The following is a 13436-nucleotide window of genomic DNA, read 5'->3' on the forward strand; positions in this document are numbered from 1 at the left end:
TGGTCTGGGGAGGGTAATGCGTTGCGGGGCACGGGAGATGGGGGCGGGGCGGGTATTCCCCCGCGCCCCGGCGCGCACTCCGTGCGTCTGCTGTACGTCCGTCTGCACGTCCGTCGCGCATCACCCGTCCGTGGGCCACGCGGCCGGGGGGAGGCCGCCCCTGCCGTGGATCAACGGGACGGCCGCTAACCTTACGTATCCGCCCTGGCCAGGGATGCGCCTTGTCCCCGGTGGCGGACACCGCACCCAACTGATCTGAAAGGCCTCGCCCATGGGCATTCGGAGCTTGCTGCGCAAGGTGTTCGGACGCGACCGTGCGGAGGGGCCGGGGCCGGCGGAGCCGGCCGAGGCGGCCCAGGCGGCCCCAGGCGAGTCCGAGACACCGGAACCGGCCACCCGGGCCGAGGCAGCGGCACCGCAGTCCTCCCCGGTCGAGACGGCGGCGGCGGACCTGGTGGCCGCGGCGTTCGACAACCCCCGAATCCCACCACAGCCGGAAGCGAAGCTGGGCGCAACGCCGGTACCGGGGGCGGAGGTTCGGGCCGCGTCGGCGTCGGCACCGGAGCGGGAGGCCGAGCCGGGCACGACGCCCTCGACCGAGGCGAAGGTTACGGCGGTACGGTCGTCCGCCCCGGAGCCCGAGGTTCCGGCCGAGGCAACGCTCCTGCCGGAGGCGGAAGTCCCCGCAACGGTCACCGCCGCCGCGAAGGAGGCCGGGGCAACGAGTTTGCCGGAAGCCGAAGTTGAGGCCACGGCCACCTCCGTACCGGAACCGCAGACCGAGCCGGACGCCGAGCTGACGCCTGCCCTCGCAGGCGAGCCCGAGGGCGTGGCCACCCCGGAGGTTGCGCCCGTGTTCGCGGCGGAGCCGCTGGTCGAGACGGCGCCCACCCTCGCGGCCGAAGCCGACGCAACGCCCCTGCCAGAGGCCGAAGTTCGAGCCGCGGTCGTCCCTGTAACGGAACCGCAAGCTGAGTCGGCGCCCGCGCCGGAGGACCAGCCGGTACCGGCGCTGACGCAGGACGCCGAGCCGGCGCCTGCCTTTGCAGTCGAGCCCGAGGCTCTGCCTGAGGCCGAAGTTACGGCTGCGCCCGACTCGGGCCAGGAGCCGGACGCCGAGCTGACGCCTACCCCTGCGGACGAGCCCGAGGGCGTCCCGGTGTCCGTGGCGAAGCCCGTCACGGAGGCAACACCTGCGCCAGAGGCCGACGTTGCGCCCGCGCCGGAACCGCTTGCCGGGGCGGCGGCACCCGCCGCCGAGCCTGCGGCAACGCTCATGCCGGAAGCTGAAGTTGAGGCCGCAGCCACCTCCGTACTGGAACCGCAGACGGAGTCGACATCTGCGCCGGAGGCCCAGCCGACGCCTGCCCTCGCAGCCGAACCTGAGGGCGTGGACACCCCGGACGTTGCGGCCGGGTCCGTGGCGAAGCCACTGGTCGAGACGGCGCCCGCCCTCGCAACCGACGCAACACCCCTGCCGGAGGCTGAGGTTCGGGCGGCGGTCGTCCCCGTAACGGAACCGCAGACCGAATCGGCGCCCACGCCGAATGACCAGCCGGTACCGGCGGCCGCGCCGGACGCCGAGCTGGCGCCTGCCCTTGCGGACGAGCCTGAGGGCGTGGACGCCCCGGACGTTGCGGCCGGGTCCGTGGCGGAGCCGCTGGTCGAGACGGCGCCCGTCCTCGCGGGCGAAGCCGACGCAACGCCCTTGGCGGAGGCCGACGTCCCGGACGTCCTCGTCGCCGCATCCGCGCCGGAGGCGGAGGCCGACGTTCCGGACGCGGTCACCTCCGTGCCGGAGCACACTGTCGAGGCCGACGTTCCGGACGCCCTCGTCGCCGCACCCGCACCCGCGCCGGAGGCGGGTGGCGATTCCGGTGCCGCCGTGGCGCTTGCTCAGGTTGTGGAGCGTGCCGGTGGGCTCGTGGGGCACTATGGGGCCGCCGGGGCCGCCCTCGCCGGGCTTGGGATGGACGGGGCGCGGGCCAGTGTGTATCTCGTGCTCGACCGGTCCGGGTCCATGCGGACCTATTACAAGGACGGCAGCGCCCAGCACCTCGGCGAGCAGGCGCTCGCGCTGGCCGCGCATCTTGATGACAGCGCGACCGTCTCCGTCGTGTTCTTCTCCACCGAGATCGACGGGACCGGCGCCATCGACCTCACCTCCTACGAGGGGAAGATCGACGAACTGCACGCTTCCCTGGGCCGGATGGGGCGGACCCACTACCACCGCGCCGTCGAAGAGGTCGTCGCCCTGCACGAGAAGGCCGGGGCCGACGGGCCCGCGCTGGTGATCTTCCAGACGGACGGCGCGCCCAACGCCGTACGCGCCGCCGAGCAGGCGTTCGCCGACGCCGCCGAGCTGCCGGTCTTCTGGCAGATCGTGGCGTTCGGCGAGGAGGACGCCAAGGGCTTTGACTTCGCGCGCAGGCTCGGCGCGGACCCGGGCGCCAAGAACGTCGGGTTCTTCCACGCCGGCCCCACCCCCCGCGAGCTGCCCGACGCCACCCTCTACCGCGAGCTGCTCACCCCCTGGCACGCCTCCCGGGCGAACTGACCCGAAAAGCACAAAGCACGCCGCCGGCCGCGTCACTCCGACGCGGCCGGCGGCAGTTTCACCGTCACAGCCAGTCCGCCCCCCGCCCCGCCCGGCTCCGCGGTCACCCGCCCCCCGTGCGCCTCCGCGATCGAGCGCACGATGGAGAGGCCAAGCCCCGCCCCCCGGCCCATCCGGTCACGCCCCTCCCCCCGCCGGAACGGTTCGAACAGCGCCGGGACGTCCTCCTCGGCCACCACGGGACCGGTGTTCCGTACGACCAGGACCGTGCCGTTGACCTCGATGTCCACCGTCCCCGTCCCGTCCGGCATGTTGTACGTCACCGCGTTCGTCAGCAGATTGCCCACGAGCTGGCCGAGCAGCAGCCGGTTCCCCCGTACCACCCCCGCGTCGATGACCGACACGGACTTGTCCAGGCCGAAGCGGGCCGCCTCCTCCTCCACCGCCTCGCCCAGATCGACCAGCTCCTGGTCCTCCACCTCGCGCTCGCTGCGCGCCAGCACCAGCAGCCCCTCGATGAGCTGCTCGCTGCGCCGGTTGTTGTCGAGCAGGGTCTGTTTCGTACGGGCCAGCTCGTCCGGCGAGCACAGGTCGTCAAGGCCCACCTGGATCGCGGCGCGCTGCGTCGCCAGCGGGGTCCGCAGCTCGTGCGAGGCGTTCGCGATGAACCGGCGCTGGCTGTCGAACGCCTTCTCCAGCCGCGCCAGCAGCGCGTCCAGCGTGTCCCCCAGCTCCTTCAGCTCGTCGTCGGGCCCGCTCGCCCCGATCCGCTCATGGAGATTGTGCTCGGAGAGCCGGCGCGCCTTGGCCGTCATCGCGTGCACCGGCCGCAGCACCCGTCCCGCCGTCCACCAGCCGACCACCACCGCGCAGGCCGCCATCACCAGCAGCGCGGCGACCGACCAGAAGAGCATCTCGTCGGAGGCGGCGTCGGTGACATTGTCGGTGAGCCGGTAGACGGTGACGGGCGCGATCCGCTGCTCGCTGATCAGCCCGCGCACCGGGGAGGCGGGCAGCGCGGGTGCCACCTGCGCGGGCACCACCCGGGCGGCCATCTCCTGGGCCTCGTTCTGCGTACCGGCGGTGGAGAGCAGATTGACCACGGTGAGCAGACAGCCGCCGAGGACGACGAAGACCCCGCCGTAGACAAGCGCTATGCGCGTACGAATCGTCGAGCCGGACCCGATGCCAGAACCGATGCCGGAGCCGGAGCCGGAGCCCTTGCCGGACCCGATACCGGAGCCCGTGCCGGACCCATTGCCAGAACCGGACCCATTGCCGCGGCCTGTGCCGGACCCGATGCCGGAGCCGGAGCCATTGCCGAGGCCCGTGCCGGACCCCGTGTCCGAGCCGGAGCCAGGAGCGTGCCGCGTCGTCTTCACAGCGCGTATCCCACACCCTGCACCGTACGGATCAGCGGCGGTTCGCCCAGTTTGGCGCGGAGCTTGCTGAGACAGACCCGTACCGCCCCGGTGAAGGGGTCCGCGTGCGCGTCCCACGCCCGCTCCAGCAGCTCCTCCGCCGACACCGGCGCCCCGTCCGCCTCCAGCAGGATCTGGAGCACCGAGAACTCCTTCGGCGACAGGTCCAGCACCCGTCCGTCCCGCGACGCGGTCCGCCGTACGGAATCGAGCCGCACGCCGTGCCGTTCCAGCAGCGGCGGTACGGGCCTGGCGCTGCGCCGCCGCAGGGCGCGCACCCGCGAGACCAGCTCGGGGAAGTCGAAGGGCTTGCCCAGATAGTCGTCGGCGCCCAGATCGAGCCCCGCCACCCGGTCCTCCATCGACGCGGACGCGGTCAGCATCAGGATGCGCGTACGGGACGACTCGGCGACCAGCTTGCGCGCGACGTCGTCGCCGTGGACCCGGGGGAGATCGCGGTCGAGCACGACGACGTCGTAGTCGTGCAGTCCGAGATAGGCGAGGGCGGCGTCCCCGCTGTACACCGTGTCGACGGCGAATCCCGCGCGCCGCAGTCCGGTCGCGACCAGCTCGGCGAGAACCTCCTCGTCCTCGGCGACCAGTACCCGCATGCTGTCGTCCCTCGCCTCGTGCCCAGCCGCCTCGTGCCCAGCCACCTCTTGCATGATGCCCGTCTCCTCCCAGGATGGGCCTGTCTACAACACGGGGTGTTTCGCAAAGCTCTCCCTCCCCGGGCGCGACCGGCCCGCCCCCCAAACCCGGGCGACTCGCATGTGGGGGGTCGGATACGATATTGACATTCCGTAGACCAATCGGTCACTCCATGTAGCGACTTGGGAGCAGCCTGCAATGGCTCGACACCTCATCACCAGCGCCCTTCCGTACATCAACGGGATCAAGCACCTGGGCAACATGGTGGGGTCCATGCTCCCGGCGGACGTCTACGCGCGGTATCTGCGCCAGCGCGGCCATGACGTCCTGTACATCTGCGCCACCGACGAGCACGGCACCCCCGCGGAACTCGCCGCGAAGGAGGCGGGCGTGCCCGTCGACACCTTCTGTGCCGAGCAGCACGACGCGCAGAAGGCGATCTACGACGGCTTCCAGCTCCGGTTCGACTACTTCGGCCGGAGTTCCTCGGCGCAGAACCGGGACATCACCCAGGAGATCGCCCGGGAGCTGAAGGCCAACGGCTTCATCGAGGAGCGGTCCATCCGCCAGGTGTACTCGAACACCGACGGCCGTTTCCTCCCCGACCGCTATATCGTCGGCACCTGCCCGCACTGCGGTTACGACAAGGCCCGCGGCGACCAGTGCGAGAACTGCACCCGGGTGCTGGACCCGACGGATCTGATCGAGCCGCGCTCGGCGATCAGCGGCAGCAGCGATCTCGAAGTCCGCGAGACCAAGCACCTCTTCCTCCTCCAGTCCAAGCTGGCCGCCGAGGTGGAGACCTGGCTCGACGAGCGCGCCGACAACTGGCCGGTGCTGGCCTCCTCCATCGCCCGCAAGTGGCTGACGGAGGGGCTGCACGACCGGGCCATCACCCGTGACCTGGACTGGGGCGTCCCGGTCCCGGCCGACGCGTGGCCGGAGCTGGCCGCCGAGGGCAAGGTCTTCTACGTCTGGTTCGACGCCCCGATCGAGTACATCGGCTCGACAAAGGAGTGGGCGGACCAGAACCCGGAGAACCGGGACTGGCGTTCGTGGTGGTGGGAGTCCGAGGGGGACGTCCGCTACACGCAGTTCATGGGCAAGGACAATGTCCCGTTCCACAGCATCATGTTCCCGGCGACGCTGCTGGGGACCCGCTCGCCGTGGAAGCGGGTGGACGTCATCAAGGCGTTCAACTGGCTGAACTACTACGGCGGGAAGTTCTCCACCTCCCAGCGGCGCGGGGTCTTCACCCATGACGCCCTGGAGATCCTGCCCGCCGACTACTGGCGCTACTTCATGATGGCGAACGCGCCGGAGTCCGACGACGCGTCGTTCACCTGGGAGCACTTCACCGCCACCGTCAACAAGGATCTGGCGGACACCCTCGGCAACTTCGTCAACCGCGTGCTGTCCTTCTCGCGCAAGCGCTTCGGCGACACCGTTCCGGCGGGCCGGGCGGCCGGGGACGCGGAGGCGAAGCTCGGCGCGGAGATCGCGCGGCTGCTCGGCGAGTACGAGGGGCACATGGAGTCGCTCCAGTTCCGCAAGGCGGCGGCGGCGCTGCGCGCGCTGTGGTCGGCGGGCAACTCGTATCTGGAGGAGAAGGCCCCCTGGCTGGAGATCAAGACGGACGAGGAGGGCGCGGCGCTGACCCTCCGTACGGCGATGAACCTGATCCATCTGTACGCGGTGGTCTCCGAGCCGTTCATCCCGGCGTCGGCCAGGGCGATGCGCGAGGCGTTCGCGCTGGACGGCGACACGGCGGCCTGGGTCACGGCAGAGGAGGCGAAGGCCCTGGCGTCGGTCCCGGCGGGGACGGCGTTCACCGTTCCGCCGGTGCTGTTCGCGAAGCTCACGGACGATGATCTGGCGGCGTACAAGGAGCGCTTCGGCGGCGACCCGGCGGGCACGGCGGCATAGCGTACGAGCGGAGGGCCCGGGAGCACGACCGGCTCCCGGGCCCTCCGGCGTCCGCCCGTACGGTACGGCCGCACGCCGCACGTACGGTACGAGCAGCACGTACCGTACGAGCAGCAGCTCAAGCGGTGCGTCTTTCCGCGCCGTCACAGGCTCAGCGAGGCCCCGTCGCCCATCACCACCACCGGGCGCTTCGCCGGATCCAGTGTGCGCAGCAGTTCCTTCATCCGCCAGCGCGGCACCGCGACACAGCCCTGGGTGGGCCCGCCGTGGTCGACATGGAGCCAGATGCCGCCGCCCTTCTCCTGGCCCAGCGGCCGGGTCCAGTCCAGCGGGGTGGTACCGGCCACCCGGTTGTAGTTGATCGCGATCACATAGTCGAAGGCCCCGTCGAGCGACTCGCCCTCGAAGCCGGTGCCCTCCGCCTCGAAGGCGGGCCCCCGGTCGTACGGGAGCTTCGAGCCCGGGTCGGGCAGTTTGCCGCCCGCGTCGGTGAGGCCGAACACGCCGATGGGGGAGCGCAGATCGCCCTGGTGGTGATCGTCGGTCCAGCCCTCCCGGGCGTTGTGCGCGGGCCATTCGTCGGAGACACGGCGCCAGCCGGTCACCGGATCGCGCTCGTAGAGCGTGACGACGGACCGGTCGGAGTCCACGTCGGCGCCCGTCACCACCACCGCCTGGTTGCTGGTCTCGGGGATCTCGGAGCGGGTCTCGGGGCCGAGACCGGGGATCACCGCGGGCTCGACGGGCGGCGGCTCGGGCGCGGAGCGGCCGGTGTGCCCGCCGGGGGAGGCGGCCCCGGGGGAGGCGAGGCCCGTACCCTTGCCGCCCGCGGCCGTTCCGCCGAGCGCGTTCCCCGCGTTGTCGGCGGTGTCCGCGGTGCCCGCGCAGCCGGTGAGCAGCAGACCGGCCGTCAGCAGACCGGTGACCAGCGGCAGGGCGGCCGGCCGTGGTCCTCTGCGAGCGGGACGGCGGGGGCGGACGGACATGGGCGGCCTTCTTTCATTGCTCGTTCGGGGGATGCCCGGCGGTCGTCGGCGTGTGCGTCGGGGCTGTCACGGTTCCCTTGCCGAAGTCTGCGCCGGAGACCATCGCGCTCACGTCCTCGACGGTCCCCGGCGCGTCGCCGTGGACACAGAGCGTGAGCGAGACGGCGGTGTAGGGGGCGGGAGTGCCGCCGAGGAGGCCGCTGTACTCGCGGGTGCCCTGGATGGCGCGGCAGCCCGGGGACGGATTGTCCGAGGCGTACAGCACGGGCGGCTGCTCGATCTTCTTCTCCAGGCCGTCCAGGGCCAGCGGTACGAGCGTGAGCAGGGCGTCGTCGGGCCCGAGCGCCGCCACCGGGAGGCAGCTCTTCGGCGACTTCACCGGGCAGGGCAGGCCGTACGGGGTGAGCCGCTGGGACGAGACGAAGCCGCGGGCCGCCACCTTGAGCCGCCCGTCGTCCGGCACCTCCAGCGCCTGCCAGCGCTCGGGCAGCCGCAGGGTCACCCCGGCCACACGCTCGAACCGCACCCCGGAGCCGGCGTGCGGGGCCTGCCAGGCGGTCCCGGCCGGCGCGGGCACCGGCTCGGACGGCCCGGGGACGGCGGAGGCGGAGGCGGAGGGGGGCACCGGTGCGGGGACCTCGCGCAGCAGGCCGGGCAGAACCGTTCCGGCCACCGCGAGCCCGGTCACGGCGGCCGCCGTGGCCGCTGCCGTACGGCGCCGCCGACGGGTCCGCCGGGCCCTCTCCCGTACCCGGCCGAGCAGCCCTTCGGGCGGGGGCAGCCGGGGCACGGCCCGTTCCAGCAGGATCCGCAGCTCCCGCTCGTCCTCCGCGCTCGGCTCACCCATGCCGCTCACCGCCCGCCACCGAGGCGGGCAGCGCGGCCCGCAGGGCGCTCAGCGCCCGCGCCGACTGGCTCTTGACCGTGCCCGGGGAACAGCCCAGGGTCGCCGCGGTGTCCTCGACGCTCAGATCCTCGAAGTACCGCAGCACGACCACCGCGCGCTGCCGCACCGGCAGCGCGCGCACGGCCGCCGCCAGCGACTGCTCCAGATCGACATGGGCGTACGGATCCGCCGTCCCGGCCGCGTCCGGCACCTCCCCGTACGGCAGCTCCCCGCGCCAGCGGCGCCGCCACCAGGACGCGTGCAGATGCACCAGGACGGTCCGTACATACGCCTCCGGCCGGTCCCCGGCGATCCGCGGCCACTTCGGCCACACCTTCGCGAGGGCGCTCTGCAGCAGGTCCTCGGCGAGATGGGCGTCCCCGGTCAGCAGCCAGGCGACCCGCAGCAGCCGCGGCCCCCGGGCGGCGACGAATGCCTCGAAGTCGCCCTCGCCCGGATCCATCGCCCCGCCCCTGCCATCGCGTTCGTTCTCCCACGCACCTCAAACGCCCCGGGAGACCGATCCGGTTGCCATGGAACGGAAAGTCGTGGGCGCGTTGTGGGGAACCGCACAGGACGCACAGACGCGAAAAGGCCCGGAACCTGGCGGTCCCGGGCCTCCGAAGCAGGTGCCGTCACACCCCGGTCGTCACTCCGCGGACTTGGTGACCGGCTTGCGCAGCGCGATGTGGAGTTCGCGCAGCCGCGCCTCGTCCAGCGTGGTCGGCGCGCCCATCATCAGGTCCTGCGCGTTGCCGTTGAGCGGGAAGGCGATCGTCTCGCGGATGTTCGGCTCGTCGGCCAGGAGCATGACGATACGGTCGATGCCCGGGGCGATCCCGCCGTGCGGCGGGGCGCCGAGACGGAAGGCGCGGAGCATGCCCGCGAACTCGTGCTCGACGGTCTCCCGGTCGTAGCCCGCGATCTCGAAGGCCCTGAGCATGACCTCGGGCTCGTGGTTCCTGATCGCGCCGGAGGACAGCTCGATGCCGTTGCAGACGATGTCGTACTGCCAGGCCAGAATGTCCAGCGGGTCCTTGGTCTCCAGGTCGGAAAGGCCGCCCTGGGGCATCGAGAACGGGTTGTGCGAGAAGTCGATCTTCCCGGTCTCCTCGTCCTTCTCGTACATCGGGAAGTCGACGATCCAGCAGAACCGGAAGACGCCCTCCTCGAAGTGGCCGGCGCGCTTCGCGGCCTCGACCCGGACCGCGCCCATGATCTTGGAGACCTCGTCGAACTCGCCCGCGCCGAAGAAGACGGCGTGGCCGGGCGCGAGCGAGAGGCGCTCGGTGAGGACCTTGACGTTCTCCTCGGTGAGGAACTTGGCGATCGGGCCGCTCAGCGCGCCGTCCTCGCCGACCCGTACCCACGCCAGGCCCTTCGCGCCGTGCTCGACGGCGAACTCACCGAGGCCGTCGAAGAACTTGCGCGGCCGGTCGGCGGTGTCCGGGACCGGCAGCGCGCGGACGTGCTTGCCCGCGAACGCCTTGAACTCGGAGCCCTCGAAGACATCCGAGATGTCGACCAGTTCCAGGGTGGCCCGCAGGTCCGGCTTGTCGTTGCCGTACTTCAGCATCGACTCGCGGAACGGGATGCGCGGGAACGGCGAGGTGACATGGCGGCCGCCGCCGAACTCCTCGAACAGCTCGGTCATCAGCTTCTCGACCGGCTGGAAGACATCCTCCTGCTCGACGAAGCTCATCTCGACATCGAGCTGGTAGAACTCGCCGGGCGAACGGTCGGCGCGGGCGTCCTCGTCGCGGAAGCAGGGCGCGATCTGGAAGTAGCGGTCGAAGCCCGAGATCATCAGGAGCTGCTTGAACTGCTGCGGGGCCTGCGGCAGCGCGTAGAACTTGCCGGGGTTGAGCCGGGACGGCACGACGAAGTCACGGGCGCCCTCGGGGGAGGTCGCGGTGAGGATCGGGGTGGCCATCTCGTTGAAGCCGAGCGCGGTCATCTTGTGCCGGACAGCAGAGATGACGGCCGTACGCAGCATGATGTTGCGGTGCATGCGCTCACGGCGCAGGTCGAGGAAGCGGTATTCGAGGCGCCGCTCCTCGTTGACACCGTCCTCGGTGTTGATCGTGAACGGCAGCGGTCCCGCCGCGCCCAGCACCTCGACCTCGGAGACCTCGATCTCGATCTCACCGGTCGGCAGGTCCGGGTTGACGTTCTCCTCGCCGCGCGCGGAGACGGTGCCGTCGATCCGGACGACGGTCTCCTTGGTGAGCTTGGACAGCTCCTCGTTGGCGGCGGTGCCGGGGCGGGCGACGAGCTGGACCAGGCCGTAGTGGTCGCGGAGATCGATGAAGAGGATGCCGCCCAGGTCTCGGCGATTGTGCAGCCAGCCGCTCAGCCGGACGCCGGTGCCGACGTCAGAGGCGCGGAGCTCGCCGCAGGTGTGGGACCTGTACCGATGCATCGTCGTTTCATCCAGTCTTAGCAAGTCGGGGTTGGCCGGGTGCCGACCGCGTCGCGGGGTCCGGCCGCGGTTGTTCCGTAAAACAGGCCGTACAGCAGAACAGGTTACCGCCCGGGCACCGGGCCCCTCACTGGCCTTTGCCCCCTCACTGGCTTTTGCTCCACACATATTCATAAAGTGGGGCAATGCGCACCGAGGATGTCCTGGCCGCGATCGCGACCGGCCTGTGGAGCTGGGACAACGCGTCCGGTCGGGTCACCCTCGACGCCGAGGCGGCCCGGCTGCTCGGGCTCGAACCGGAGGCCGTGGTCCTGACCGCCGCGGCGGTCCGGGCCCGCTTCCACCCCGTCGACTGGAACGAGATCGACGGCATCGTGAATCTCGCCATCGCCGAGGGCACGCTCGCCGAGGCCCGGCTGCGGATCATGGACGAGAACGGCCGGGTGGTCCGTACGGTGCGGGCCCGGGCCAAGACGGATACGCGGCCGGAGCCCGGGGGCCGGCCGTACGTCGAGCTGTACGGCACGCTCCAGGAGGTCGCGGAGGTACGGCCGGGCACCACTGTCGAGGGCACCTCGATCACCGGCGACTGGCGCCGCTCCCGTGAGGCCTTCCTGCTGGACGCGGGGCGCGCGCTGGCCGAGGCGCGCTCGACGGCCGAGGTGCTGCGGGTCGCCGCGTCGCTGTCGATGCCGGGGTTCTCGCCGGACGGGCTCGCGGTGTACGGGGTCTCGGGCGAGAGGCTGACGATCGTGGGCCACCACGGGCAGACCGCGGTGGACATGGACCCGTTCCAGGGCATGACGGTGGACACGGACTATCCGGCGGCCGAGGTGGTACGGACCGGCCGGGCCATCTATCTGGCGAGCCCCGAGGCGTACGAGACCCGCTACCCGGCCACCTGGCATCACGTGAAGCACTTCCAGCGGCACTCCTGGGCGTTTCTGCCGCTGGTGGTGGCGGGCCGGACGATGGGCACCTGGATGGCCGCGTTCAAGCACCGCGTCGCGTTCTCGCCCGACGAGCGGTCGGTGCTGACGACCGTGGCGCGGATGCTGGCGCAGGCGCTGGCGCGCGCGGGCATCGCCGAGACGGAGCGGGAGCTGTCGCTCGGGCTCCAGCGCACGATGATGCCGACGCTGGGGCCGGAGATCCCGGGGATGAGGGTGGCGGCGCGGTATGTGCCGACCGGCGGCGGGCTGCAGATCGGCGGCGACTGGTACGACATGATCCCGCTGCCGGGCGGTGGCGGGACACCGGGGGCGGACGGGCACGGCGGCGGTCGGGGCGCGGGCCGGAGCGGGGCGCGGGGTGCGGGTACGGGCGCGGGCCGGGCCGCCGGGGAGTGGAGCGGCGAGGAGTGGACCGGCGGGCGGTTCGCGCTGGTCATCGGGGATGTCCAGGGGCATGACGTGCGGGCGGCCGGGCTGATGGGACAGCTCCGGATCGCGCTGCGCGCGTACGCCTCGGAGGGACACAGGCCCGACGCGGTGCTGTCGCGGGCCTCGCGCTTCCTGGCCGGGCTCCAGCACTACCAGGGGCCGGCGGCGGGCAGCGCGCAGGGGCCGGGGGCGGGCGGCGCGGCCACGGGTTCCGACGAGTACTCCGCCGGCGGTCCGCGCTTCGCGACCTGCCTCTATCTGGAGGTCGACCCGGAGGCCGGCACCCTCGACATCGCCCGCGCCGGCCATCCCGATCCGGTGATCCGCGCGGCCGACGGGACGGCGGTGGTCCGGCCGACCGCGGGCGGGCTGCCGCTCGGGATCGAGGCCGACTCCGACTATCCGACGACCCGGCTGGGCCTGGAGCCCGGCGAGACGCTGATGCTGTGCACGGACGGGCTGATCGAGACCGGCGGGCACGACATGGTGACCGGCTGGGCACGGCTGCGGCCGGTGCTGGAGGAGTACAGCGGCGAATCCCTGGAGAAGCTCGCCGACGCGCTCGTCCAGGCCGTGCACGGGCCCACCTCGCACTACACGACCGGGCCGCTCGCGGACCGGCGCGAGGACGACATAGCGCTGCTGCTGCTCTCCCGGGACCGTACGCCCGTACTCACCGCGGGCGGCACCGCACGGCGCACGGCGCTGACCATCGCGCAGGCGGAGCCGGAGCGCATCGCCGGGGTGCGGCGGCAGGTGCGCGATCTGCTGCACGACTGGGTGGACGGCGAGCAGGTCGACTCGGCGGAGCTGATGGTCTCCGAGATGCTCACCAACGTACTCGTCCACACCGACAACGACGCGCTGCTGCTGGCCGAGGCGAGCGGCGAGCCCGGCCGGCGGCGGCTCCGGGTCGAGGTCGCGGACACCAGCGACGAACTGCCGCACCGCAGGCGCCCGGGGGAGCTGGCGTCCAGCGGGCGCGGGCTGCTGCTGATGGAGATGCTGGCGGACGCGTGGGGGGTGGACCCGCGGGGCGACGGAAAGTCGATCTGGTTCGAGCTGTACGAGCGGGGGGCGGAGGCCACGGGGGACGGCTGAGGGTGCGCGCGGGTCCCGGGCGGGTCCGGGGCGGGCCGCAGGTCCGGCGTACGCGGCGGGGCTGAGCTGTTCGGGCGCCGGGCGTGGTCCGGGCCAGGCGCGGC

At 72.2% G+C, this 13436-nt stretch carries 9 protein-coding genes; 3 read left to right on the forward strand and 6 right to left on the reverse strand.

Annotated features, from left to right (window positions below; all coding sequences use genetic code 11):
• Positions 1 to 271: 271 nt before the first annotated feature.
• Complete coding sequence (locus KQY30_RS36510) at positions 272 to 2557, forward strand: VWA domain-containing protein (RefSeq protein ID WP_254407180.1); 2286 nt, start codon at positions 272 to 274, stop codon at positions 2555 to 2557.
• A 32-nt stretch (positions 2558 to 2589) separates the two neighbouring features.
• Here the strand turns inward: KQY30_RS36510 and KQY30_RS17080 are convergent, their stop codons facing one another.
• Together KQY30_RS17080 and KQY30_RS17085 are read right to left on the reverse strand one after the other, a co-directional pair.
• Entirely contained in the window at positions 2590 to 3756 is a 1167-nt protein-coding gene (locus tag KQY30_RS17080; RefSeq protein ID WP_217311119.1) for a cell wall metabolism sensor histidine kinase WalK, read from the reverse strand.
• A gap of 179 nt (positions 3757 to 3935) precedes the next feature.
• Positions 3936 to 4589 carry a response regulator transcription factor gene (locus tag KQY30_RS17085; protein WP_217311120.1) on the reverse strand — a complete coding sequence of 218 codons (654 nt, stop codon included), beginning with the start codon at positions 4587 to 4589 and terminating at the stop codon, positions 3936 to 3938.
• Between the two features lie 238 nt (positions 4590 to 4827).
• Here KQY30_RS17085 and metG point away from each other — a divergent pair, with 238 nt between their 5' ends.
• Positions 4828 to 6555, forward strand: coding sequence for a methionine--tRNA ligase (gene metG / locus KQY30_RS17090; RefSeq protein ID WP_217307570.1), 1728 nt, complete (start codon positions 4828 to 4830; stop codon positions 6553 to 6555).
• A gap of 143 nt (positions 6556 to 6698) precedes the next feature.
• On the opposite strand, the gene KQY30_RS17095 is transcribed toward metG, so the two are convergent.
• The 4 genes from KQY30_RS17095 to aspS form a co-directional block, all read right to left on the reverse strand.
• Complete coding sequence (locus KQY30_RS17095; RefSeq protein ID WP_217307571.1) at positions 6699 to 7541, reverse strand: L,D-transpeptidase family protein; 843 nt, start codon at positions 7539 to 7541, stop codon at positions 6699 to 6701.
• Positions 7542 to 7554: 13 nt separating this feature from the next.
• A complete protein-coding gene (locus KQY30_RS17100; protein ID WP_217307572.1) occupies positions 7555 to 8388 on the reverse strand; it encodes a hypothetical protein in 834 nt (277 codons plus the stop codon).
• On the reverse strand, positions 8381 to 8890 hold the full coding sequence (locus tag KQY30_RS17105) for a SigE family RNA polymerase sigma factor (RefSeq protein ID WP_046507257.1): 510 nt from the start codon (positions 8888 to 8890) through the stop codon (positions 8381 to 8383). Before KQY30_RS17105 ends, KQY30_RS17100 begins: the two co-directional genes overlap by 8 nt.
• Before the next feature lie 186 nt (positions 8891 to 9076).
• Positions 9077 to 10849: an aspartate--tRNA ligase gene (aspS, locus tag KQY30_RS17110; RefSeq protein WP_217307573.1), complete on the reverse strand. Its 1773-nt coding sequence runs from the start codon at positions 10847 to 10849 to the stop codon at positions 9077 to 9079.
• A gap of 185 nt (positions 10850 to 11034) precedes the next feature.
• Between aspS and KQY30_RS17115 the strand changes: the two genes are divergently transcribed.
• Entirely contained in the window at positions 11035 to 13332 is a 2298-nt protein-coding gene (locus KQY30_RS17115) for a SpoIIE family protein phosphatase (RefSeq protein WP_217307574.1), read from the forward strand.
• Positions 13333 to 13436 lie beyond the last annotated feature (104 nt).

Source organism: Streptomyces sp. GMY02 (assembly GCF_019056675.1).
GTDB classification, from domain to species: domain Bacteria; phylum Actinomycetota; class Actinomycetes; order Streptomycetales; family Streptomycetaceae; genus Streptomyces; species Streptomyces odonnellii.